The 25,463-nt window shown below is 39.1% G+C and carries 23 protein-coding genes and 1 pseudogene; 5 read left to right on the top strand and 19 right to left on the bottom strand.

Going from position 1 to position 25,463, the window contains the following annotated elements:
- Positions 1-104: 104 nt before the first annotated feature.
- Complete coding sequence (gene rpsG / locus RQ973_RS04870) at positions 105-575, bottom strand: 30S ribosomal protein S7 (protein ID WP_000087876.1); 471 nt, start codon at positions 573-575, stop codon at positions 105-107.
- A 19-nt stretch (positions 576-594) separates the two neighbouring features.
- Entirely contained in the window at positions 595-1,011 is a 417-nt protein-coding gene (gene rpsL / locus RQ973_RS04875) for a 30S ribosomal protein S12 (protein ID WP_001142333.1), read from the bottom strand.
- A 343-nt stretch (positions 1,012-1,354) separates the two neighbouring features.
- On the opposite strand from rpsL, the gene RQ973_RS04880 reads away from it, so the two are divergent.
- Positions 1,355-1,795 carry a LytTR family DNA-binding domain-containing protein gene (locus RQ973_RS04880; RefSeq protein WP_248034809.1) on the top strand — a complete coding sequence of 147 codons (441 nt, stop codon included), beginning with the start codon at positions 1,355-1,357 and terminating at the stop codon, positions 1,793-1,795.
- Entirely contained in the window at positions 1,792-2,250 is a 459-nt protein-coding gene (locus RQ973_RS04885) for a DUF3021 domain-containing protein (RefSeq protein ID WP_248034808.1), read from the top strand. The genes RQ973_RS04880 and RQ973_RS04885 overlap by 4 nt, the downstream gene beginning before the upstream one ends.
- Before the next feature lie 40 nt (positions 2,251-2,290).
- On the opposite strand, the gene mutS is transcribed toward RQ973_RS04885, so the two are convergent.
- Both mutS and argR read right to left on the bottom strand, forming a co-directional pair.
- Positions 2,291-4,822, bottom strand: coding sequence for a DNA mismatch repair protein MutS (gene mutS, locus RQ973_RS04890; RefSeq protein ID WP_311522979.1), 2,532 nt, complete (start codon positions 4,820-4,822; stop codon positions 2,291-2,293).
- A 47-nt stretch (positions 4,823-4,869) separates the two neighbouring features.
- Positions 4,870-5,316, bottom strand: coding sequence for an arginine repressor (argR, locus tag RQ973_RS04895; RefSeq protein WP_001231485.1), 447 nt, complete (start codon positions 5,314-5,316; stop codon positions 4,870-4,872).
- 143 nt (positions 5,317-5,459) lie between these two features.
- Between argR and argS the strand changes: the two genes are divergently transcribed.
- Positions 5,460-7,151 (top strand): arginine--tRNA ligase, encoded by a 1,692-nt coding sequence (argS, locus tag RQ973_RS04900; protein WP_311522980.1) that lies wholly within the window; start codon positions 5,460-5,462, stop codon positions 7,149-7,151.
- A gap of 403 nt (positions 7,152-7,554) precedes the next feature.
- Positions 7,555-7,803, top strand: a complete 249-nt coding sequence (locus tag RQ973_RS04905; protein ID WP_006146258.1) for a hypothetical protein — start codon at positions 7,555-7,557, stop codon at positions 7,801-7,803.
- Positions 7,804-8,119: 316 nt separating this feature from the next.
- On the opposite strand, the gene nrdI is transcribed toward RQ973_RS04905, so the two are convergent.
- The 15 genes and pseudogenes from nrdI to RQ973_RS04980 form a co-directional block, all read right to left on the bottom strand.
- Entirely contained in the window at positions 8,120-8,587 is a 468-nt protein-coding gene (gene nrdI / locus RQ973_RS04910; protein WP_075231883.1) for a class Ib ribonucleoside-diphosphate reductase assembly flavoprotein NrdI, read from the bottom strand.
- A gap of 73 nt (positions 8,588-8,660) precedes the next feature.
- Positions 8,661-9,188: an ABC transporter permease gene (locus RQ973_RS04915; protein WP_311519708.1), complete on the bottom strand. Its 528-nt coding sequence runs from the start codon at positions 9,186-9,188 to the stop codon at positions 8,661-8,663.
- 61 nt (positions 9,189-9,249) lie between these two features.
- Positions 9,250-10,536 (bottom strand): response regulator transcription factor, encoded by a 1,287-nt coding sequence (locus tag RQ973_RS04920; RefSeq protein WP_311522982.1) that lies wholly within the window; start codon positions 10,534-10,536, stop codon positions 9,250-9,252.
- A gap of 2 nt (positions 10,537-10,538) precedes the next feature.
- Positions 10,539-12,212, bottom strand: a complete 1,674-nt coding sequence (locus RQ973_RS04925; protein ID WP_311522984.1) for a sensor histidine kinase — start codon at positions 12,210-12,212, stop codon at positions 10,539-10,541.
- On the bottom strand, positions 12,190-12,804 hold the full coding sequence (locus RQ973_RS04930; protein WP_311522986.1) for a DUF624 domain-containing protein: 615 nt from the start codon (positions 12,802-12,804) through the stop codon (positions 12,190-12,192). The genes RQ973_RS04925 and RQ973_RS04930 overlap by 23 nt, the downstream gene beginning before the upstream one ends.
- A 998-nt stretch (positions 12,805-13,802) precedes the next feature.
- Positions 13,803-14,387, bottom strand: coding sequence for a DUF2625 family protein (locus tag RQ973_RS04935; protein WP_311522988.1), 585 nt, complete (start codon positions 14,385-14,387; stop codon positions 13,803-13,805).
- A gap of 253 nt (positions 14,388-14,640) precedes the next feature.
- Positions 14,641-15,855: a pyridoxal phosphate-dependent aminotransferase gene (locus RQ973_RS04940; protein WP_311522990.1), complete on the bottom strand. Its 1,215-nt coding sequence runs from the start codon at positions 15,853-15,855 to the stop codon at positions 14,641-14,643.
- A gap of 549 nt (positions 15,856-16,404) precedes the next feature.
- Positions 16,405-17,865, bottom strand: coding sequence for a glutamate--tRNA ligase (gltX, locus tag RQ973_RS04945; protein WP_311522991.1), 1,461 nt, complete (start codon positions 17,863-17,865; stop codon positions 16,405-16,407).
- A 130-nt stretch (positions 17,866-17,995) separates the two neighbouring features.
- A pseudogene (pgi, locus tag RQ973_RS04950) lies at positions 17,996-18,472 on the bottom strand (glucose-6-phosphate isomerase); the annotation flags it as partial.
- Positions 18,473-18,668: 196 nt separating this feature from the next.
- Positions 18,669-19,040, bottom strand: coding sequence for a PTS glucitol/sorbitol transporter subunit IIA (locus RQ973_RS04955; protein ID WP_033585537.1), 372 nt, complete (start codon positions 19,038-19,040; stop codon positions 18,669-18,671).
- 97 nt (positions 19,041-19,137) lie between these two features.
- Positions 19,138-20,118, bottom strand: a complete 981-nt coding sequence (locus RQ973_RS04960) for a PTS glucitol/sorbitol transporter subunit IIB (RefSeq protein ID WP_000120696.1) — start codon at positions 20,116-20,118, stop codon at positions 19,138-19,140.
- Between the two features lie 13 nt (positions 20,119-20,131).
- On the bottom strand, positions 20,132-20,677 hold the full coding sequence (locus tag RQ973_RS04965; protein WP_001106813.1) for a PTS glucitol/sorbitol transporter subunit IIC: 546 nt from the start codon (positions 20,675-20,677) through the stop codon (positions 20,132-20,134).
- Entirely contained in the window at positions 20,674-21,171 is a 498-nt protein-coding gene (locus tag RQ973_RS04970) for a transcriptional regulator GutM (protein ID WP_001086644.1), read from the bottom strand. Before RQ973_RS04970 ends, RQ973_RS04965 begins: the two co-directional genes overlap by 4 nt.
- Positions 21,171-22,997 (bottom strand): PTS sugar transporter subunit IIA, encoded by a 1,827-nt coding sequence (locus RQ973_RS04975; RefSeq protein WP_311523021.1) that lies wholly within the window; start codon positions 22,995-22,997, stop codon positions 21,171-21,173. The genes RQ973_RS04970 and RQ973_RS04975 overlap by 1 nt, the downstream gene beginning before the upstream one ends.
- A 62-nt stretch (positions 22,998-23,059) precedes the next feature.
- Positions 23,060-23,860, bottom strand: a complete 801-nt coding sequence (locus tag RQ973_RS04980) for an SDR family oxidoreductase (protein ID WP_038804195.1) — start codon at positions 23,858-23,860, stop codon at positions 23,060-23,062.
- Positions 23,861-24,076: 216 nt separating this feature from the next.
- Here RQ973_RS04980 and RQ973_RS04985 point away from each other — a divergent pair, with 216 nt between their 5' ends.
- The gene (locus tag RQ973_RS04985) at positions 24,077-25,333 is read left to right on the top strand and encodes an ISL3 family transposase (protein WP_311522996.1); all 1,257 of its coding nucleotides are present in this window, start codon (positions 24,077-24,079) and stop codon (positions 25,331-25,333) included.
- The last annotated feature ends 130 nt before the right edge of the window (positions 25,334-25,463 follow it).

The raw sequence follows: 25,463 nt of genomic DNA on the forward strand, positions 1-25,463 counted from the left end.
GAACGGGATGCTGTGTGAAAAAGATAAACTTCCTTGTATTCATCGAATACTGCGTTAGTTTCCTATTTTCACTTTGCATCCTTGCCGTTCCCAGCATCATGATTTTACCAACGGAAGTGTGCGAAGGCACGGTTAGCTTCAGCCATACGGTGAGTGTCTTCACGTTTCTTAACTGCTGCACCAGTGTTGTTAGCAGCATCCAAGATTTCTTTTGCAAGACGGTCTTGCATTGTGTGTTCACCACGAAGGCGAGCGATTGTTACCAACCAACGAAGTCCAAGTGTTGTACGACGTTCTGGACGAACTTCAACTGGGACTTGGTAGTTAGAACCACCAACACGACGTGCACGTACTTCAAGTACAGGCATGATGTTTTCCATAGCTGTTTCAAATACTTCAAGTGCATCGTTACCAGTAACTTCTTTGATTTGTTCAAAAGCACCGTAAACGATTGAAGCAGCTGTACCACGTTTACCGTCAAGCATAACGCGGTTGATAAGACGAGTAACTAATTGTGAATTGTAAAGCGGATCTGGCAATACGTCACGTTTTGGAGCTCTATTTTTACGACTCATTTCTCTTTATCCCCTTTCCTTATGCTTTTTTCGGACGTTTAGTACCGTATTTAGAACGGCCTTGTTTACGATCGTTAACACCTGCAGTATCAAGTGCACCACGGACGATATGGTAACGTACCCCTGGAAGGTCTTTTACACGTCCACCGCGAAGAAGCACCACGCTGTGCTCTTGCAAGTTGTGTCCGATACCTGGGATGTAGGCAGTAACTTCGATAAGGTTGCTCAAACGTACACGAGCAAATTTACGAAGGGCAGAGTTAGGTTTTTTAGGTGTCATTGTTCCAACACGAGTTGCAACACCACGTTTTTGTGGTGAAGAAACGTTTGTTTGAACTTTTTTATGACTGTTGTAACCAACGTTCAAAGCTGGTGATTTAGATTTTTCTACTTTTGATTTACGCGGTTTGCGAACCAATTGGTTAATTGTAGGCATCTACATTCTCCTGTGTTTTTTTTATTTTTGGTGATGATACACTTGGTGACAGCTATCATCTGTGTGTACTTTTGCAACATTTGTCAGCACGTCCCTGTACACTCTTGAGAGACCAAAAGTAAAAAGTACCGTCTATTATTGTACCACGTTTTTTCTATTTTTGTCAATATATTTCTTCTTATTTTTTGACTTCTTTACTCTAAAAATTCTATGAAAACGGTCACCTACCAGATAGGCTCTTCAACCGACCACATAGACAAACCTTCTTGTATTTGTTGACAAAATGGTGTTTAATAGATTTGTAATCAAGAGATCTCTATTACAACTTTATAAAGGAGAAATTATGAAAGTCAGACTTAACATTGATGCACAACATACTGAAGAACAAATCATAATCGAAGCGCCAACCTTGTCCACTCGAGTTCAAAAAGTTCAGGACTTTGTCCAATCTCTGGATCAAAAGGAGACCATCAAAGGAAAATTTCAAGACCAGGTCTACTTGATTCAGATTAGCAAGATCCAGCGAATTTACATTGAAAATCGTAAAGTTTTGGCTGAAACTGATAGTCGAACCTACGCTCTCGACATCCGTCTTTACCAAGCAAGTGAAATTCTACCTGCTTCCTTTATCCAAATTTCCCAATCGGAAATTGTCAACATTGATGCTATTAGTCATCTAAAACTAACCTCTAACGGCTTGATTGAAATCTATCTAAAAAATGACAGTTTCACCTACTCATCTCGCCGTTACCTCAAAGCTATTAAGGAGAAATTAGAACTATGAAAAAACAAGTATTTCACGATGCCACAACTGGTATCCTCATCGGCCTCATCCTATCTATTATCTTTTCGTTTATCCACTCACCAAGTAACTACGCACCTCTAAGCCCCAACTCTTTGATCGGTCAATTCATGACCCAACATCAGGTGCATGGATCACTCGTCTTACTTTACTGTCTGCTTATCTGGGCAGCGATTGGAGTCCTCTTTAGTTTTGGCGGTCGTCTCTTTGCTCAAGACTGGAGTCTCCTTCGAGCTACTGTCACTCACTTCTTCCTTATGTTGCTTGGTTTTGTCCCTCTAGCAATCCTAGCAGGCTGGTTCCCGCTTCACTGGACTTTCATCCTTCAGCTCATCCCAGAGTTTGCAATCGTCTACCTCATCATCTGGGTTATTCTCTACAAGAGAGAATCCAAAAAGGTTGCACACATCAATCAACTATTGGCTCAAAAACACTAATATACAAGAAACCCACTCACAGGACTGAGTGGGTTTTGACTTATAATTTTTGCTTCAGCTCTAACAAGAGATTCAGAGCTTGCATAGGTGTTATATTGTAAACATCTAGATTCGCCAATTCTGTCAGGATTGGATTTTCCTCTTTTTCATCAAAGAGAGACATCTGCTCATTGACAGTATTTTGTTTGGTAGGAATTGGACTTTCCTGACCTTGGCTTTCTAGTTGAGTTAAAATCGCATCTGCCCTTGCTAGTAAGTCTGCTGGCAAACCTGCAATCTTAGCAACGTGAATACCGTATGATTTGTCTGCTGGTCCTGGTTCTATCTTATGAAGGAAAGTGACCTGGCCATTCTGCTCAAGCGTAGCCACGTGAACGTTTACCAGATGTTTCAAACTAGCTTCCAGACTGGTTAATTCATGGTAGTGCGTCGCAAAGAGAGTCTTGGCTCCAATATGCTCATGGATATACTCGATGATAGACTGGGCTAAAGCCATCCCATCATAAGTTGCGGTTCCACGGCCTAGCTCATCAAAGAGAATGAGAGAGTCCTTGGTAGCATGAGAAATGGCATTATTAGCTTCCATCATCTCTACCATAAAGGTAGATTGTCCTGAAACCAAGTCATCTGCCGCCCCGATACGGGTAAAAATAGCATCAAAGATTGGCAAGCGGGCGCGTTCTGCCGGAACATAAGACCCTATCTGGGCCATGACAGCTGTCATAGCTAGCTGACGCATATAGGTTGACTTCCCACTCATATTAGGTCCTGTAATCAGCTGGATGCTAGTATCTTCACCCATTTGGATACTATTGGGAATATAGGTTTGGGCTCCCATGACCTTCTCAACGACAGCGTGACGACCTTTTTGAATGTCAATTCGCGAATCCTGACCAAACTCTGGACGGATCAAGTGCTGATTTTCTGCTACTACCGCTAGTCCTTGTAAGACATCGACAGTAGCGATTCCTTGGGCCAGGGCTTGTAGACGTTGGATATACTTACCAACTTCTTCACGGATACGCATAAAGATTTCATATTCAAGGCTGGCTGACTTCTCACGCGCCTCTAGCATTTCTCCCTCGATACGCGCCAACTCCTCTGTTCCAAAACGCTCAGAGTTTTTCAACGTAGCCTTACGGAAAAAGTGGGCTGGTACATTACCTAGCTGCGAGTTGGTGACATGGAAATAGTAACCGTCTTTTTTATTGTAGTCAATCTTGAGCGTACTGATGCCAGAGTTTTCTCTTTCCTTGGCTTCAATTTCAGCAATCCAGCTGGTTCCTTCTCTCAGTACCCGACGATACTTGTCCAAGGTCTCATCAAAGCCCGTCCGAATAATACCACCTTCGGTAATCACATGAGGAGCCTCAGGAGCAATGGCTGCGCTAATAAGACTTTCCAACTCAGGGATAGCATCCAGTTGTTCAATCAGATAAGCTAGAGCTGGTTGCTCCATTCCTTCTAAAATTGCGCGAATCCTTGGAACACTGACCAAGGTAGTCGCTAATTGCAAGAGGTCTTTAGGATTGCTTTTCCCGAAAGAAACGCGACTGGCCAGACGCTCGATATCGTAGACTCCCTTGAGGCTTTCCGTTAGATCGCTACGCTCAAAGAAATAGTCCAGAAAGACTTGCACAACCTCCTGACGTTCAAGGATACGATCCTTGTCAATCAAGGGACGGTGAATCCAAGAGCGCAAAAGACGCATTCCCATGGCAGTCTTAGTTTCATCTAACAACCAGAAAAGACTCCCTTGTTTCTTGCCAGAACGAGCATTTTCTACTAGATCTAAACTAGCCTTGGTCGCATAATCCATCTGCAAGAAATCCTTTATTTCATAGCGAACAACTGGCTTCAAGTGGTTGAGTTCTCTCATCTGAGTCCGATGGACATACTGGAGAAGCTTACTGCTGGCAGTCTGTTCAACAGGTGCCAATCGTGGATCCAGCAGATGGATGTCTTCAAATGATTCTTGCTCATAAGAAAGTACCAAATTCATTTGACGGCTGAGAATCTGTTCTTCCTCTTCAGTTAAGGCATAGCCGATGACGACTTCTCTGGCCTTGAGGTTCCGAATTTCACCACATACCAGAGTAAAATCCAATAAGCCTGTCACATAGAAATCACCCGTCACTAAGTCCATGTATGCCAAGCCAAATTGCTGACCGTCACGGTCAATAGCCACCAAAAAGTTGTTTTGACTATCTGGTTTACTACTATCGACGACTGTACCAGGGGTAATCACCTGCACAACCTCGCGCTTAACAACCCCTACTGCCTGCTTAGGATCCTCCATCTGCTCAGCAATGGCAACCTTGTAGCCACGCTCAACTAGGACATCGATATACTGTTGCGCTGAATGATAGGGAACTCCAGCCATGGGAATAGGATTTTCAGCATTCTTATTGCGACTGGTTAGTGAAATTTCTAGTATCTGGGCAGCATTGACTGCATCTTCGTAAAATAACTCATAAAAATCACCCATACGAAAGAGCAAAAAAGCATCTGGATATTGTTTTTTAATATCCACATACTGTTGCATGCCAGGTGATAATTTTTCTGTCGTCATCCATTCTCTCCTTGTTAAAAATAGTCTTGAGAGAGACTCCCAAGACCTTATCTATCCTTCATCAAATCTAACAAACGATCTTCCATGAGTTTAGCAACATGCTGATCTCGGCAGATTACCAAGAGAGTATTGGCACCCGCAACTGTTCCTAAAATCCATTCATCCTTGTTGGCATCGACAACATTGGCTAAAACTGCGGCTTCACCCAATTTAGTGTGCAAAACTAAGGTAAACTCAGCTCTTGCTACACCTTCCAAATGATGGGACAAAAACTCAACCAGGTCAATCTTCTCTGTCTCATTTGCTAGTACATAGTAGACCTTATCATTTTTCTTAACCTTGGTCAAGCCCAGTTCGCGAAGGTCACGCGACAAGGTCGTTTGCGTCACAAAAACATTGCGTGCTTCCAACCGATCCTGGATCTCTTTTTGAGTCCCTAATTTTTCCTCAGTGATCATCTGCTTGATCAACTGATGACGTTCTCTTTTTCTCATAACATCCTCTCTAGTGAATATTTATAACATTTTACAACTATTTAATAAGAACATTATACCAAAAAAACTGAATATTTCAAAAAAAATTCTTATCATTCCTCAAAATTGTGATAAAATAGAAGAAAAGTCCAAAGGAGTTTATAATGAATACAAAACAATTGATCGCTAGCGAATTGGCTAGCGTCATTGACAGTCTGGATCAAGAGGCTATTTTAAATTTACTGGAAACCCCTAAAAACTCAGAAATGGGAGACATTGCTTTCCCTGCTTTTTCACTTGCAAAAGTCGAACGTAAAGCACCTCAAATGATTGCGGCTGAACTGGCTGAAAAAATTAACAGCCAAGCCTTTGAAAAGGTTGTTGCAACAGGACCTTACGTCAACTTTTTCCTTGATAAATCTGCCATTTCTGCTCAAGTATTGCAAGCTGTTATCACTGAAAAAGAACACTATGCTGACCAAACTATTGGCAAACAAGAAAATGTTGTTATCGACATGTCTAGTCCCAATATCGCTAAACCATTTTCTATTGGCCACCTACGCTCAACTGTTATCGGAGATAGCTTGTCACATATTTTCCAAAAAATCGGTTATCAAACAGTCAAGGTCAACCATTTGGGAGATTGGGGTAAACAGTTTGGAATGCTGATTGTTGCCTACAAAAAATGGGGCGACGAAGAGGCTGTAAAAGCTCATCCAATTGATGAACTTCTTAAACTCTACGTTCGTATCAATGCTGAAGCTGAAAATGACCCAAGTTTGGATGAAGAAGCACGCGAATGGTTCCGTAAACTGGAAAATGGAGACGAGGAAGCTCTCGCACTTTGGCAATGGTTCCGTGATGAAAGTTTGGTGGAATTTAACCGCCTTTACAATGAATTGCAAGTCGAATTTGACAGCTACAACGGGGAAGCCTTCTACAATGATAAAATGGATGCAGTTGTAGACATTCTTTCTGAAAAAGGACTTCTTGTTGAGTCAGAAGGGGCCCAAGTTGTCAATCTTGAGAAATACGGAATTGAACATCCAGCCCTTATCAAGAAATCTGATGGTGCAACTCTCTATATTACACGTGACTTGGCTGCAGCCCTTTACCGTAAAAACGAATACCAATTTGCCAAATCTATCTATGTCGTTGGTCAAGAGCAATCTGCCCACTTTAAACAGCTCAAAGCTGTCTTGAAAGAAATGGGCTACGACTGGAGTGAAGACATTACTCATGTTCCTTTTGGTTTGGTTACAAAAGAAGGGAAGAAACTCTCTACTCGTAAAGGGAATGTCATCTTACTAGAGCCTACTGTTGCAGAGGCAGTTAGCCGTGCCAAGGCCCAAATCGAGGCTAAAAATCCTGAACTGGAAAATAAAGACCAGGTAGCGCATGCTGTTGGGGTTGGAGCCATTAAATTCTATGACCTCAAGACCGACCGTACAAATGGATACGATTTCGACCTAGAGGCTATGGTATCCTTCGAGGGGGAAACTGGACCTTACGTTCAATATGCTTACGCTCGTATCCAATCTATCTTACGCAAAGCAGATTTCAAACCAGAAACAGCTGCCAACTATAGCTTGAATGATCCTGAAAGCTGGGAAATCATTAAACTCATCCAAGATTTCCCACGTATTATCAACCGTGCGGCAGATAACTTTGAACCTTCTATCATTGCTAAATTTGCAATCAACTTGGCTCAAGCCTTCAATAAATACTACGCTCACACTCGTATTTTGGATGAAAGTCCAGAACGCGACAGTCGCCTAGCTCTTAGCTATGCAACAGCAGTTGTCCTCAAAGAAGCACTTCGTCTGCTGGGTGTAGAGGCACCAGAGAAGATGTGATTCGTTACAAGAGACTGGAACTAAAGTTCCTAGTCTCTTGACGGCAATCGCTATATGGCGAATTGCCTAAACGCTTCACTAATTCACCTAACCAAATAATATCGATTTGGTTAGGCTCATGTCGTAGGCTTTTAATCACTTTATTGTAATGCAGTCTAAATAACTAACGCCAAATCCTATAAGGGATTTGGCTAGGCGCTTCACTAGTCTTTCGATAGAAATATTATCAAGTTCTACCGAAAGACGTCATAATCTTAAAGTCATAGGAACTAAAGTTCCTAATTGTTATACGCTAGCCGATTTTAAGCGGACTAGCTAACTACTTCACTAGAATGACTTGAAAAGCGGAGACTCTTCGCTTTTCTCTTGCTATTCATTTCTTTATCACTTAGGGAGAATTTTTATGAGCCAATACGCTTATATCTTAGTTGTTATTAGTCTTCTTTTTCTCTTTCTTGTCAACAAATATGAGAAAGAGAAACTTCAAAGACTGCTTCAGGACCAACTATTGAAAGATCAAGATTTTCGTGCAACTATCAAAGAAAAGATCCAAACGATAGAAAATATCAACGATGTCATTGATTACGTGAATAAAGGCTACCGTTTAGGGATCCCCATTTCAAAAGAAATCGTTGACGAAATTCGCAACTAACAAAAAGACTCGAGATGATATTTCTCGAGTCCTTTTCTATTTTTTCCTGAGAACTACGATTCCCACCAGTATAACAATCCCTAGTGATGCCATGGTTCCGTATGCTGACAAACTTTCATCAAGAAATTTCTTGGAGAACTGCAACAGAGCGAACTCTAAGAGTAGCAAGGCACTGCATAGCATAATATCCTTGAAGCTTGGTTTGCGTTTTATATACTTTAAAAATGATCTCTGTAGTTTACTCATTTCGATTGTTCCCTTTTGAAGTAAATCCTTTATCCATAGAATAAATTTCTTCCTTAGAAAATCTGGCCTCTTACAAAGCTTCTAATTCATAGAGTTCTGCAATAATCCCTGCAATTTTTTTGATATCTCCCAGCATTCCACGCATCTCAAAGTCAGCCAATACAGGGAAACCAAAGCGTTGGCTGTATTGTTTAGCCGTCAAACAGTATTGGTTGTTAAAGTTACGATTGCCTGATCCTACGACACCAAAACACTTACTGGCATTGTCTCCATAGGCGATAAAATCACCTACTGGAGTAGTCAAAATCTCCACATCTCCATTGTCAACACCATTGCCACCTTCTAGATAAGTCGGTAGGAAAGCCACATATGGGTTGGTCATTTCAAAAAAGTCTTCCCCCTCCTTGACCAAATCTTTAATATGAATTTTTTCTACTTCAATGTTCTCATACTGTTCTAATAGGTAAGCCTTCAATCGTGTTACGAAACTCTCCGTATTTCCGCTCAGACTGATATAGACTAAGGAAATTTTTTTCATTTTCTCCTCCTTTTTTTGAATCATAAAAAATAACTACCAAGATTGTATCTTGATAGTTATGCTTTGTCAACTCTTAGGCAAGTTCTTCCTCTTCTTGAGTTTCTGTTAATTCTTTCTGCTGACGCCACATCTTATAGAAGACGATTGCTAGGAAGATAACATTGAGTACAATCCCAAAAATCGCATAACCTTTAGCACCTAGTTCAGCTCCCATACGGACGTTAGGGTCTGTAAAAAGTGAAAGTGCATCTTGGACTCCTACAAAGTTGTAGATAGAACCAAGGATAGCTAGAAAGACATAGCCGATATAGGTATAATTGGCCAACTGGATGTTTTTACGAACGAGGAAGACCAAAGCAACAACAACTAAAATAGCTGATAAGACAACTAAAATCATGTTGAAAATTGAATGACCATGCTCCGATACCTTAATAGTGTAATCAACGAGCTCCTTAGCATAAGTAGCATCTACACCTGACGACTCAATATTACCCATACTTTCTGCAGTAGGTACTGGAGAGATGAGCCCAAATAGCGATATTGCTGAGAGTAAGGCTGAAAAAATCAGTAATACCCATAGATAGATTGGTTTCTTTTTCATCAAAGCAACCTCCTTATGTTTTTTAGTTTATTATAGCATATTTTACAATGGAAAACAACTATTACAAGTTGGCTTCCACCTGTTTACGGTAGGCTTTAGGAGACTTCCCACACAGTTTTCGAAAAACCTTATAGAAATAACCAACATTACTGTATCCAACCGTATAGCAGATATCCTCGATACTATCATTTGTAGATAGCAAGAGCTGCTGAGCGGCCTTGATACGTTGCTTATTGAGAAGCTCTGCAAAGGTGGAATTGGTTTCCTTCTTGATCAACTGCCCCAAATAAACGGGATTGATAAAGAGATCCTTACTGATATCCTTAAGAGAAAGCTCTTTTTGGTAATCTCTACCAATAACTTCAAGTACACTGACCACATTTTCATTCATTCGATATTGGCCGAAGAAGGATGTCAAGGTTTCCTTGGTATAAGCGACTAAATCCTCAAAAGTTGTTATAGCATGAATGTTCTTGACAATATCTGTCATATCGTCTGCTTTCAAATGTTCAAAAAGATGGAAGACATCCATGACAAACTGGGTAAAGAGCTGCTTTGTGATAGATACTCTCGGTGTGTTTTCAAGGACAATCTTCTCAAGCAAGGTCAATTCATCAATAATTTGCTGGAGATTTCCTTGAATAATCACTCGATAGATAGGTTCGTAGTAAGAAAAGAGACTTTCAGACTGATCTAAATTGACCGAACCATAAAAGAGAGTCTTTTCAACATCACGCTTCCACTTTTCAAAGTTGATTTGATAAGGAGCTTCAAAAGGCATGACTAGCAAACCCTCAAATTCCTGATCTGCAAGGACTATTTGCCAGTCCTGACCTAGAACATAGTAGGGAATGACAAAATCCCCTTGTTTTTCTTTTGAAAGCCCGATCCACCAGTTTTCTTTTTGTGTGAGATGAGTCTTGAATGCTTCTTCATCTAATTGCTGGCTCAAGATTTCTGGCTCTTGAACCTTCTCACGAAGTTGAGTGACGATTTTTTCAAGTAAATGTCCCAGCTCGACCTTATCGACTGGTTTAACCAGATAATCAACCACGCTGAGATTCATAGCTTTTTTGACGTAGTCAAATTCTTGATAGCCCGATAGTAGGATATAATAAGCATCTGGCAACAAGTCCTTCATTTCCTGAATCATTTCAAGTCCTGTTTTGTCAGGCATGTTGACGTCAGATATCACAATATCCACAGGATGTTCTCGGACATAGTCAAGAGCGTCGTCAGCATGATTGGCTGTAGCGACGACTTCCATATCCCATTTATCAAAAGGAATCAAACGCTTGAGACCTTCGGTAATCATGTACTCGTCGTCCACTAATAGTACTTTATACATCTTTATCCTTTCTCCTCATCCTGAATAGTAATTCGATAACGAACACCTTGATGTTCCATTGATTCTACACTAATGTTATAGCGGTCCCCAAAATAGAGAACAAAACGTTCATGAACATTGACGATCCCGATGGACTGTCGTTTTCCACTATAATCCACTGTGTGTTCAAACGTTCTTTGGGCTAATTTAGTTTGAATTTCTGCTAATTTTTCAGCAGACATCCCGCGACCATTATCCACCACTAAAATTTCGACATAGCCCTCTTGTTTCAAAGCCTTGATACTGATAACATTATCCGTTCTTCTGTGATCAACTCCATGGGCAAAATAATTCTCCACCAAGGGCTGGAGGGTGAATTTTGGAATCCGCATTTCTTTTAGCTTGGGATCAATTTTAAAGCCATAGGCGATTGACTTGGGATAGCGAACCATACAGAGATAGCTATATTTGCGACAAAACTCTACTTCTTGCTTGAGCGTCGTTTCTCGTTCATCAGAGATGTTGTTGCGCAAGAGACTACTGAATTCGTAGATAATATCTGCCAATTCGTTCTGATCTGCCATGACTGCGTACATTCGTAAAAATTCGAGGGTATTGTACATAAAATGCGGGTTAATCTGAGCTTGTAATGCTCGCATATTGGCATCTTTTTGACTAAGCTCCAGCTGGTAAATATCGTGAATGTTTTTTTCTAGTCGATCCAACATATCATTTGTCGTTTCCGCAATTAAAAGTAATTCCTGATCTTTCTTCTTAAGATCAATTCTTTTGCCCTGTTCCCCCTGCGCAATATCATGGATTGTCTCCACTAGGTCAACAACTTGTGCTTGATACTTGGAGAATGTCTTCTTCAAAGTCGCATATAAAATGACGATAAAGAGGGCACTCAGGGCAAGGATGATGCCTGAACTAGCCATACTGCCACTAAGTACATAATCTCTAGGAACAGCAACTTGAACCTGATAGCCATGCGATGTTACAGCAAGCAACCAATTTTCACGATCACTTTTTTCACCCAGATGAAACATATCCGTTTCAAAAGGGGAAGTAATGGTCACAGCAATGGGAATGGTTCCTCTGGTATTGTCAATAGCCTTATAAAAAACATCAGAAGTCACAGAAATGTAGATCACACCTAAAGGTAGGTCTGATACTGGGTCCGATACTGGGATGGCAAAACTATTAGCTTCTGGCTTGAAACCATCAGCAGGTACTTTATAGCCACTTCGATTGTCTCTTTTGGAGACATAAACTTCTGTCGAATCCTGTAAAACGATGGCTACGCCTGTTACAAAATCATTGCGCACATAGAGATCATCGATATTTTCATAGATGGATACCGAAATATAAGGTGACGCCTTACGCTCTAGTTGCCAATAAAAATAATCGGGGGTGCTGAGGCTAAAGTACTTATAAATCCCTTCGATGCGTGCCTGATTTTCTACTAAATCTTGAGCTAAACGAGCTGACTCACGATAATAATATTCAACCTCACTCACTGTCCGTGTTAAAACCCGCTGGGAAACATGCTCCGCTTCTTTTTCGCGATTATCCCAGTTTACATAGGAAATCAAAAGGGCAAAACTGGCAATGATAACAATCATCACCCAGCTATAGGTTCGAAGGAGTGAATGAAGCCAAAACTGTTTCATTCTATTTGGACGCCAATTTTTCATGAATGTTTTCATAAACAGGCTCCAATAAATCACTAATAAAGAAATGCCACATACCAATCCCTACAAAAATGATAAGGGCTGGCATATAGAACCCAATAATGGCTAACAAGACGCTACCAAGAAGAACTTTAGCCACTGCTGACAAGCTCATAAAAATTCCGATAAAGGCAAGCTTTAAGGTATTTTGATAGGATAAGTCAAAATAAACTTGCAATTTTAGAGAAACTGTATAAGCCAAAAATACCAAGGCTACCAAAAAGATATTTAAAAATGTTGCTGCCAAATGGATAATGGTCTGATGCGGCAATTGGATCATGAGATACAAACCATAAATCAAGATCAAGTCAAGTCCCAAAAAGGTATAAAAGCTCAGATTGCTTTTGATAAAATTGCTTTTGTAGAGAGTCCAAGCCTCTTTAAAACCATAGGCACGGTAAGAATAGCCGTGTTCCGCAAATAAACTCATGATAGTCGCACTAGCTGGCGCTATACCAAAAACCACACCTCCCGCTAATGTCAATAACCAAAAATAAGCTGTAGCTATCATCCCCAAAAAGAAACGATGAAAGACTAGCTCAATAAAATTTCCCACGGTTTGCCTCCAAAAAAATAATCTAGAACTATTATAACATATTTCAAGCGCTCTCAAAAAAGAAGAGGAGAGAAAAGGTAGCAAGTCCGAAGTAAGCATCTGTCCTTGTCAAAGGTGTACAAATAAATAAGTATATATAGTTGTTTAATAAAGGTATTTGTACTATAATAAATATAGAAATACCGATTGATGATCAAAAAGCAAACTTTTCCCCCAGGACAGATGGACATATTTGAAGATTAGTTCATTGCTATTCAACTTAATTATTGGCTTGGTAAAATAACGAAAGGAGTATGGACCATGACTATTTTTATTTTAAGAACTACCGTGTTTTGGATTGCTCTTATTTTGAGTCTTTTCTCTGATAAATTGTTCAAACAACATGCAAAAATCGTAAAAATAATTTGCACTATAATCATGTTAGTCGTATCATTAACATATCTGTTCTAAGTCATTTTAAGAATACAGGAAGTTATTTGTCCTGTATTCTTTTTTTCTGCCAAATGTACATTGATCAAATAAATGACAAGTTGATAAAATTGATATGTAATTTCAAAACAAGATAAAAACGCTCTAGACAATGTGTCTAGAGCGTTTCTCTATATATCCGAACATCCAATTTATTTCACAAAGAATGTAGTTTTTCGGTTAATTTTTATTGCAATACATCGAAATTTTAAAATTCAAGAATCGCGTTAAATCAAGTTTTTTAAACATCTAATAATATGCTTTTCTTTTATCAAGCAATATGTGAGGCCCACTGATGAAATTACTGACATAAGGATTCTCCTTTTAATTTTTTTCTATTTTTGTTTATCATATATTTAAATGTTTGTCTATCAGTCACACATTCGTAATACACATTTATACAAAAAAGCTTTTTGCTACGGAAGTCTTTAATAATAGCAGTTTACATTTATGATTATTTTCCATTTAATACTATTTTACTGTATGTACCAATTTCAAATATATTTTTCATGCATTGTACCCTTTATTTATCACATCCTTAACTGTCTATAAAAATCAGCATTCATTTCTAACAATTCTTTAAAAGGGACTATTTTTCTAGCTGCACCTGATGGAGTGTACTCCATTGACCAAATAAAAGGATAGGTCAAAACAACTTCATTTGATTCAAGCGATAAATCTAATGTGAACAAATCTGGTACTATCAGTTCTTGATAAAATGTGTCTAACTGATTTGTCGTCACCCAAAATAAAAAGTCCTTATAATCTATCTCCAAATCCTCCCATTCTAATGTATCGGGAGCGAAATATTCTATTGCATTAAATTTTTCAATATTTATTGCAAATAGACCACCCAAGATATCATAAGCTATCAAACAACGACTCGAGTTATAACATTTTGAAAACAATTCATTACAGTAGCTGAATCCATTCTCTGAATCATTCCCCAAGATTTTTAAATAACCATTCACAGTTACATAAGAAAAATGTTCTAAGATAAACTTCAGTTCTTGTGGTCTTTCTATACTATCCGTTAGTTTTTTGTTAAATTCAAGGAATTTAATATCATTAGAACTTTTATCAAATTCTGCAATAATCTTTTTCGTAGTTAACATTTTATTCGTCTACCCTATCCCATTCAATTTTACACTCTTGCTTCATTTTTATTTATATGCACAACATTAAAGAAGTTCAATCGCAGATACTTCATTATCTAAATCAACAAATTCAAACTTCTCAGGATATTGCAGATAATCAATACATTTTTTAATAACATGAAAAAACTCAGAGAAACAATGTTAAAATCATCAAAACATTTGATTTCTCTGAGATAAAATTTACTGATTGTACTCGAAACCTAGATCGTTCTTATCTACGATACTGCTTCAAGAAACGGGTCATCTTTTCTTGGATTTGGGCTAACTCATCTACACGTGGCAGATAAACGATACGGAAGTGATCTGGCTCTTTCCAGTTAAATCCTCGTCCATGAACTAAAAGCACCTTTTCTTGCTTCAAGAAATTAAGGACAAATTGTTCATCATCGTCAATACGATACATATTGCGGTCAATTTTAGGGAAGATATAAAGACCCGCTTTAGGTTTAACCGCTGACAATCCTGGGATTTCCTGAATGGCATTATAAATGAAGTTTCTTTGTTCATAAATGCGACCGCCAGGAAGAAGAAGTTCATCCACCGACTGGTGTCCACCTAGTGAAGTCTGAACCACCTGCTGGGCAAGGACGTTAGAACAGAGGCGCATGTTTGAAAGCATGTTGAGACCTTCAATATAGCCTTTTACATGATGTTTAGGTCCAGACAAGACCATCCAACCTACACGGAATCCTGCGATACGGTGAGATTTAGACAAACCATTCATGCTGACACAGAAAAGATCTGGTGCTAGACTAGCTACCGGTGTATGAACATTCCCATCCATAACCATACGATCGTAGATTTCATCCGCAAAGATGATCAAGTCATTTTGACGAGCAATCTCAATAATATCTAGCAAGAGTTCCTTAGGATAGAGGGCTCCAGTTGGGTTATTGGGATTGATCAAAACGATAGCCTTAGTATTTGAACTAATCTTAGACTTGATATCATCTAAGTCAGGATACCATTCAGCTTCTTCATCACAGACGTAGTGAACGGCATTTCCCCCAGCCAAGCTAACTGCAGCAGTCCAAAGCGGATAGTCAGGCATAGGAACCAAGACCTCATCGCCATTGTCCAAGAGACCTTGCATGGACATAACAATCAGCTCACTGACCCCATTTCCAAGGTAAATATCGTCAATACCAACATTGGGGAATTTCTTGAGCTGGCAGTACTGCATGATTGCTTTGCGGGCTGAAAAAATCCCTTTTGAGTCCGAATAACCTTCACTATCACGCGCATTCATAATCAAATCATGGATGACCTCATCTGGTGCTGTAAAGCCAAACTCAGCTGGGTTTCCTGTATTCAAACGGAGAATTTTTTCTCCATTTGCTCGCATACGCATGGCTTCCTCAAGGACTGGTCCACGGATGTCGTAAGCCACATGCTCTAATTTGATTGATTTGTTAAATTCTTTCATTTGAGTTCCTCAATTCATCAGGATACTTAATATTATACCACTTGATAGAAAAATCGTAAATTTCGCGATAGCATTCCACAAAAAAACCTTGCTTAACGCAAGGTAAACAGAGCAAGGTCGATTTCTTTCTATTCTAGGGAAAAGAAAGAGTAGCTAGACAATTGCATATCAACTACGAATCGAAAACGAAGGCATCGTTATGGATGATAGTTGCATGAACGCACGAATTTCTTCCTGTGATCAGCAAAACGCAAAGAAAAAATAAGTCGACTCAACAAACAACATAGACGATGTCTGGGCTAATTCGAGTCTGTTTGTAAAGAATTTTACCATATCACTGACTTCTTTCCCCTGCCCTGTCACTTAATATTATACACTAAAACTTTTGCATTTTCAAATAAGTACATATAAAAGGAACTCTTTTTTAAAGTGCCACCTAAACATTTAATTGAATATGATTCTACTTTGGCAACAAAAAAGAGAGAACCATCTGATTCTCTCTTAACTAAGTCCTACAATTACTATAATTAAAAGTAGTCGAAACTTAGCTTATTTTGCAATCTCTGCCAACATTTTTTCAATGTGTTGGATTGATTTTTCACGTCCAAGCAAGTAGATGGTTTCTGGTAGTTCTGGCCCATGCATCTCACCTGAAACAGCGATACGGATTGGCATGAAGAGATTCTTCCCTTTGATACCTGTTTCCTTTTGGACCGCTTTGATTTGTGGGAAGATATTTTCTACCACAAACTCATCGTCTGACATAGCTTCAAGTTTTGCCTTAAAGGCCTCAAGTACAGTCGGAACAGTTTCACCAGCCATAACTTCTCGCTCAGCTTCTGTCAATTCTGGGAAGTCTGAGAAGAAAAGGTCTGTCAATGGAACGATTTCGTCCACTGACTTCATTTGTGGTTTGTAGAGTTCCACCAATTTTTTAGCCTTGTCTGTCAAACGTCCTGCTTCTTCAAGGAATGGTTTTGCCATTTCAAAAATAGTCTCAAGGTCCGCATTCTTGATATAATCATTGCTCATCCAATCAAGTTTCTTCTGGTCGAAGGCTGCTGGAGACTTGCTAAGACGGTTTTCATCAAAGAGCTTGATGAGTTCTTCACGAGAGAAGATCTCGTCTTCTCCACCAGGGTTCCAGCCAAGAAGAGCGATAAAGTTAAAGACTGCTTCTGGCAGGTAGCCTTTCTTACGATAATCTTCGATGAACTGAAGGGTGTTGGTGTCACGTTTAGACAACTTCTTACCAGTTTCAGAGTTGATGATCAAGGTCATATGACCGAACTCTGGAGCTTCCCAACCAAGTGCCTCATAAACCATAAGTTGTTTTGGTGTATTAGCAATGTGGTCATCTCCACGAATAACATGAGAAATTTGCATATCGTGGTCATCGATCACAACGGCAAAGTTGTAAGTTGGGTAGCCATCTTTCTTTTGGATAACCCAGTCCCCACCGATATTGCCACCTTCAAATTCGATATCACCTTTGACCATATCATGCCACTTATAGATACCAGACTCATTAACTGCCAAACGAACAGTCGGGATGATACCTGTCGCTTCACGTTCAGCCACATAAGCTGCTTTTTCTTCTTGGCTCATACCAAGGTATTCGTTAATGTAACGAGGTGTTTCACCAGCGGCTTCTTGGCGTTCACGTTCTGCTGCTAACTCTTCTTCTGTAACGTAAGATTTGTAGGCTTTTCCTTCAGCCAAGAGTTGGTCAATATATTTTTGATAAAGTTCCAAACGCTCAGACTGGCGGTAGTTTTCATGAGTTTCTGGACTTTCATCCCAATCCATGCCTAACCAACGAAGGTTTTCAAGCTGTGAACGTTCTCCATCTTCGACGTGGCGCTTACGGTCAGTATCTTCGATACGGATGATAAAAGTTCCACCATGGTGGCGTGCATACAAGTAGTTAAACAATGCTGTACGGGCATTTCCGATGTGTAATAGTCCTGTTGGACTTGGTGCATAACGCACACGAATATCTTTTGACATATCTTCTCCTATAAAATCTCTAGGCGTCTGCCTTTTTGCTCTCTATATTATATCACAAGTCTTGCCAGAGTCCAATTTCTCTTTTCGAGAAAAAGCAAAAAGAGTGGTAAAACCACTCTTTTCAGCTCTATTATAGACGAGCGTTGAGTTCTTTGCTCAATTCTTCAAATCCTGGTTTACCAAGAAGGGCAAACATGTTACGTTTGTATGCTTCAACACCTGGTTGGTCAAATGGGTTGATGGCATTCAAGTAACCTGAAAGGGCGATTGCCAATTCGAAGAAGTAGATTGTGTAACCAAGAGTGAAGGCATCTTGCTCAGGAAGAGTTACGTACATGTTTGGCACGTCACCGTCAGTGTGGGCAAGAAGAACACCGTCAGTTGCTTTTTTGTTTACAAAGTCAACGTCTTTTCCTTGAAGGTAGCCAAGTCCGTCAAGGTCTTCTTCCAAAGTAGGGATGATCACGTTCTTACGAGGTTTGTCAACGCGGACAACTGTTTCAAACATGATACGAGTTCCTTCTTGGATAAATTGACCCAATGAGTGCAAGTCTGTTGAGAAGTTAGCTGAAGTTGGGTAAATCCCTTTTTGGTCTTTCCCTTCTGTTCAGGCACCCCTTGTGGATGCATCTGCTGGAAATTCCCTTGCACTGACTGGCTAGTTTGATTGACTTGCCAATCAACCACTGCGTCATCTATTTTTTCTAATTTAGACCCAGAAGCCTGGACTTTTGGTCCAGGCTCTGAATCAATTTTTTAGACTTTTATTTTTCTAAATTGCTTGATTTGAAATTTTATTATGGTTAAGCAGTTTCAAAAATCTGAATGGTAGAATCTTTATCAATTACTACCGCTTGATCTGCTACAACATGGAGTGTACCAGGAAGGCTCCCCTCTTTTGAACCATCAAAAGAAATCGTGATATGTCCCAGTCCAGTTAAATTTTTTTCTACTACATTTCCTACGGAACTAATCGAATATTCCTGATTATCTACCACCAGCTTGCCACCTTCTAGTATTGAACCTAGCAGATTTTTGTTATCAATCTTAAAACAATACTCTGATAAATCTTCTGGTGCTTCTTCTCCAAATAAAATGAGCATATTGGCATCTTGAATCATATTCTGAGCTTCAGACCCTACTTGAATTACTTTAGTTTCAAAAATTTTCTTCATCTGATTTCTATTCATACTTTCTCTAATTTGTCATAAACTTAGGCTTATAGATAAGTTTAACATAATAGTTCTCTGTTTTCAGGCATCTATCAAAGGTCTACTGATAAAGACCAATACTAGCTATCCAAGCAACTAGCACCCGCGGAACACCATTGAGAAAGCGTGAATAAAGTACCGAAGGGACACCAACCTCAACTGTTTCAGCCTTGGCTTCAGATAGGCCGAGTGCTACAGGAATGAAATCACAACCGTTTTGAGTGTTGATAGCAAATAAAGCTGGCAGAGCCATTTGGGGCGGAATAGTCCCTTTTCCGATTTCGACTCCAATTAAAGTTCCAATAATCTGACTAATAACAGCTCCGGGACCTAACAAAGGAGATAGGAATGGTAAGGAACAGATAAAGCCAATTAAAACGAGTCCCCAGATGTTCCCCGCTAGGGGAACCATTAATTTTGCCAGCCAATTTCCAACACCAGATCCTTGAATAACCCCAATCAGCAAGGAAACAAAGGCCATGAAAGGAATTATTGTATTGAGCATTGTTTGGATGGCTTCACGAGCAGCCTGGTTGAAAGTTGCAACGACCTTACCAGCCCCCATCCCAATTCGTGCTACAATACTTGTTTCAGCTTTTTGCTCTGTAATTTTTTTACTAGTATCGTAAGTTGGCTTTTCAGTTACCACAGTTGTCGCTTTTTCGTCTTCATTAGCAGCAGAAATTTGATTAAGGCCAACTGCTGACACATAGATTTCCTCGGTTATATATTGAGCTAGAGGCCCACTTTTCCCTGTAGCGACAATATTTATTGTAGGGATTCCCTTTTTAGGATAAATACCACAGCGAAGAGTACCGCCACAATCCACGATTGCTAAAGCAATTTCCTCATCTGGGATAGAAGTTTTAAACCCATTAACAGCTTCCATACCGGTCAAATCAGCAATTTTATCTACAATATCTGGCTTTTCTCCGCCACCAGTAATATAGATGAATTTATGCTTAGCTTCACTAGGTGTAATGACCAAAGGTCCTCCGAAACCGCCATTTCCTTTAACAACTTTTATACTCTTATATGACATAATTTCACTCTTTCTATAAATCAAATGTTTTACTCAAGGTAACACCTTGCTGTTTTGCTACATAAGCAGTTGTAAAATCGGTTACCCAACCACCTACAAAGTTCATGACAAGCCCAACAAGCATGTAACGAATGGCTAAGTCCATTTGACTTAAACCTAAAGTTTGAATTCCTGTCGCAATTCCCATCCATACAAATAATTCCCCAGGATTGATATGTGGAAATACACCATTTGAAGTATGGCAAAACTGCATCTGAGCTGCTACAAAACTAGGTTTATAATATTCTGGTAAGAAACGTCCCATACTGATTGCCATCGGATTTCCCAGCATAAAAGCTGAAATGAAAGGTAAAATCATATACCGGCTAACAGGATTTTTGGCAGAAATCTTAGCCAAGGAATTGACCTTCTCTTCTCCCAAGAAAGCGATAAGGGTATTCATTGCAATCAATAGCATCAAGACAAGAGGTACAATATTTGTCATCCAGCTAATAAAGGTTTCTCCACCTAATTGGAAGAGTTTCATAAAACTCTCTGCAAATTCTGTAATGTAATTCATAAGGAACTCCTTTTCTTATTTTTTTTAAATAACTGTTTAATAGATAATTGTAAGTAATCCGCATAAAAGCCGAATCCCAGAAAAGAATCAGAAGAACTTGTCTCTTTCTCAATACCTGCCTCATGCCAAAGATAGACTTTTCTAGCATCTTCTATAGCTGATTGCATCAACTTATTTTCTTTTCTCACAAGAGGATTATACTTGTCAAAATAATGGATGTCTTCTCCAACATAATCGTCCATATTTTGAAAACGCGCTAAGATTGTGACTCCTTGCATTTTGCTAGCTTTAAGAACCCGACCGTTTTCATCAACCGCGAACATGACAATCGTACCGGATTTGATTCTTCCGGATTTTCTGCCAATCGCTACGCGCCCCAGTTTCCGGAGCATCGTATAGGTCTTATTGAAGTCTTTGAGTTGCTGCCAGCCGAGGAACATTTGAAATATATAAGCTGCCATGATAAATACAGCGAAAATTATTAGCGAATTCATTAAAATACTCCTTTGCTCTTAGAAAATGATAGAAATTCTGTCTCTGTTTCTACAGCCCTCAATGCTTCTTTTAGAGAAGGCTCTCCTGCAATTCGAAAAATGTCGTCATACAATTCCAGCAATTCACTTTCCATTTTTCTTTCAATTTCTGAGGGTATAGCGACTAGAAAGATAAATTCAATCCAATCATCTCCTTTTTGATAAGGCTCTTCTAGTTTTCCAAACATTAAAATAGTTTTTGCATAACCCTGGTTAATTGTATGGGGAAAAGCAATTCCTCCGCCAAAAACGGTTGATTGTTTTTTCTCCCTATCAATTATCCGATTTCTAAAACCTTCATCAATCATCTGAAGTTTCTCTAACTCTGCAACCATATTTAGCAAGTATTGCTGATAGGTTTTTTGGGGACTCAACCGAAGAAAACGTAAGCTGACTGTTTCTAGATTTTTTTGATGAAAAGCATTGGCCCTCTGCCATTCTTCCCGCAGCCATTGATCATCAAAAAGATGATTAACTTGAATGACTGGAGATTTAGAATCTTTATATTTTAGAGGAACTGTCGTAAAAATCGCGAAATAGTCCTGATTCAAATCCAGATTAAAATCCTCTTCAGAATACTGAGTAATGTCTACATCATTTCCAAGGATTCGTCTGAGTTGCTGAATAATCATCGCAGCAGTTCCTCTTCCTGTTGTGCAAACTACTGCTATCTGCTTGCGAGAACCATTTACAACAGAGTTTTGCTTTCTTAAAATCATTTCAAAATACAAAGCCAGATATCCGATTTCAGATAATTCCAATTCAGAACCAAAAATTGCAGACAGTTCTTCTCCAGCAATTTTCGCCATTTCAAAAGCAAAAGGATATTGAGTTTGAACCTCGCCATGGAATATATCATTAGCTTGCACATGGAAAATCAGTCGATTGATTAAGGGGCCTAGATGAGACTTGATTTCTTCAAATAATTCTTCATCATCAAAGTTAACCAACATTGTTTCTTTGACTTTCTTGACAATCCCTTGAAAAATGTTTGCAAGCTGTTCAGATTGATAAGACGGCTTGCTTAAAGTGTCAATAAAACGGATATTAAACGGAAAACACAAAAAGTCTATTTCAAACTGACTGAGGGAAATCTTATAAGTCATCTCAATATGATAGATTAATTTTTCAACCAAAGGTGTCTCTGTTAAATCATTCCTATAGTAAGGAATAGGGCAACTCAACACCCTAGATGCATAAATACGCTCCACCATAATTGAAATTGTCTTTCGAAGGAGTTCCTTTGTTTCTTTCGGGATTTTATACTCCTGGAGTAGCGTCTCCAGAAAAGAAGATGTTGCCTCGGTGAGTGTCTTTCCTTCAAAGTAAGGGGCCACTTGGTGAATATAGAGCAAGCGCAAATTCAGCTCGGACCCCAAGACCTCCAGCCCACGGTTGGGCTTTCCTGAAATAGTGATAGAGTAACTCTCTGCCAAAGATTTTACTTGTTTTAAATCCTTATTAAGGGTACTTCTACTAACACCTGCCTCCTCAGCCAAGTCGTCAATAAGAAGAGGGGAGGTTGACTTAATTAAACGTTTTAGTAAATAGGCAATTCTTTTACTGGAAGAATTGAAGTCACTCTCCCGTTTTAAACTACCAGATAAAATCCTTTCCAACTCAGTATAGTCATACACCTCTAACATTAACTTATCATCTTGTGAGATAATCTGGATACTCGGAGCCAAAACATCATTTAATTGTTGGATACTCTTTTGCAAGGTTTGCATACTAATATCCAGCTCTGAGCGCATATCTACCAAGGAATAAGTTGGCTGTGAGACCATTTTTTCTAAAATGTTATACCATCGATTTACTATGGTCAACTCTCTTCCTCACCTTCATTTTTTTAACCGCGAGTTTTCCCCCCGGCAATATTTGTAGTGACTCCAGTTATATAGCTAGAACGGTCTGAAATATAGAATGCTACAAGGTCAGCTACTTCCCGTAGTTTACCACTTCGTCCCAAAGGAGTTGTTGAAGTTGAAGCATAACCAGCTCGAATATCTTCTACCGTCTTTCCACGGGTATAAGCAAGAGCTTCCTCATAAGAAAGAGTTCGAAGTCCCGTAGCTTCCATAATTCCTGGAGCAATTCCAACCACACGTACACCATGCTTACCCAGCTCTTTTGCCCATGAACGAGTGTAACTATAGACTGCTGCTTTTGTGGCAGCATAGGCACTTTGTCCTTCAGAACCTTCCAAGCCTGCTTCTGAAGCCATGTTCACAATTACACCTTTTCCATTTTTCACTAAAATACGTCCCACTGCCTGACTAACCAGATACAAACCTTTTTGATTAATCATCGTTACTTTTTCGAACGTCTCATCGTCTAACTCGTAAGGACCTTTAGGATTTTCTGCATCAATTAATAATCTGGGAACATTAATCCCTGCATTATTGACTACCGCATCAATATTGCCAAATCTTTCAACTATTTTGGCAACACCCTCTTCTACTTCAGAGCGAGAAGTTACATCAACTTTTACAAATAATAGATTCGGGTGACGCAAATCGTTGTCGCTAAGATCAAAATTCGCTACATTGACTCCTAATTCCAGCAATTCTTCAACGATTGCCTTACCGATCCCAGATGACGCGCCAGTCACAAGAACTGTTTTGCCTTTTATGTTTAACCAATCATTCATTTTGATACCTCTCAAATTTTATTTACAAGGCAATTATACAGCGCTTTCATAAAAGAATTAAGACACTCTTTTTTACACTTTTAAAAAAAATAGGCTCTATAATATTTGTAGTGGGTAAATCCCCTATGGATATTATGGAGCCTATTTTTGTGTAGAAAAAAAGTCCCATAATATCTATAATGAAAAGCGACAAAACAACTCATTAGAAAGATTCATATGGAACAATTACATTTTATCACAAAACTCCTTGATATTAAAGACCCAAACATCAAGATTGTAGATATCATCAATATGGATACTCACAAAGAAATCAGCGCTAAACTGGATTATGAGGCTCCATCTTGCCCTGAGTGCGGATGTCAAATGAAGAAATATGACTTCCAAAAACCGTCGAAAATTCCTTATCTTGAAACAACTGGTATGCCTACTAGAATCCTCCTTAGAAAGCGTCGATTCAAGTGCTATCATTGCTCGAAAATGATGGTCGCTGAGACTTCTATCGTCAAGAAGAATCATCAAATTCCTCGTATTATCAACCAAAAAATTGCGCAAAAGTTAATTGAAAAGACTTCTATGACTGATATTGCCCATCAGCTATCCATTTCAACTTCAACTGTCATTCGTAAACTCAATGACTTTCACTTTAAGCATGATTTTTCTCGTCTTCCTGAGATTATGTCTTGGGACGAGTATGCCTTCACTAAGGGAAAGATGAGTTTCATTGCACAAGATTTTGAAAAACTCAATATCATCACCGTTCTTGAAGGCAGGACACAAACTATCATCCGAAATCACTTTCTTCGCTACGATAGAACCGTTCGCTGTCAGGTGAAAATCATTACTATGGATATGTTTAGTCCCTACTATGACTTGGCTAAACAGCTTTTTCCCAATGCTAAAATCGTTCTAGATCGTTTTCACATTGTTCAACATCTTAGCCGTGCTATGAGTCGTATTCGTGTTCAAATCATGAACCAATTTGAGCGAAAATCCCATGAATACAAGGCTATCAAACGTTACTGGAAACTCTTCCAACAAGATAGTCGTAAACTCAGCGATAAGCGATTTTATCGCCCTACTTTTCGCATGCACTTAACGAACAAAGAAATTCTAGGCAAGCTTTTGAGCTATTCAGAAGAGTTGAAACACCACTATAATCTCTATCAGCTCTTGCTTTTTCATTTTCAGAATAAAGAGCCCGAGAAATTTTTCGGACTTATTGAAGACAATCTAAAGAAGGTTCATCCTCTTTTTCAGACTGTCTTTAAGACATTTCTAAAGGACAAGGAGAAAATCGTCAACGCCCTTCAATTACCTTATTCCAACGCCAAATTGGAAGCAACCAATAATCTCATTAAACTCATCAAACGAAATGCCTTTGGTTTTAGGAACTTTGACAACTTTAAGAAACGAATTTTCATCGCTCTGAATATAAAAATGGAGAGGACAACGATTGTCCTCTCCAGATGTTAGCTTTTATTCAACCCACTACAGTTGACAAAGAGCCAAAAAATAATAAACTAATTAAGAGGCTTGTACTAAAAATCCACAAGAAATGAACTTGTGGATCTTTTTATATTCTAAATGAACTCAAAGCATATGA

It is taken from the genome of uncultured Streptococcus sp. (assembly GCF_963511325.1).
Lineage (GTDB): Bacteria > Bacillota > Bacilli > Lactobacillales > Streptococcaceae > Streptococcus.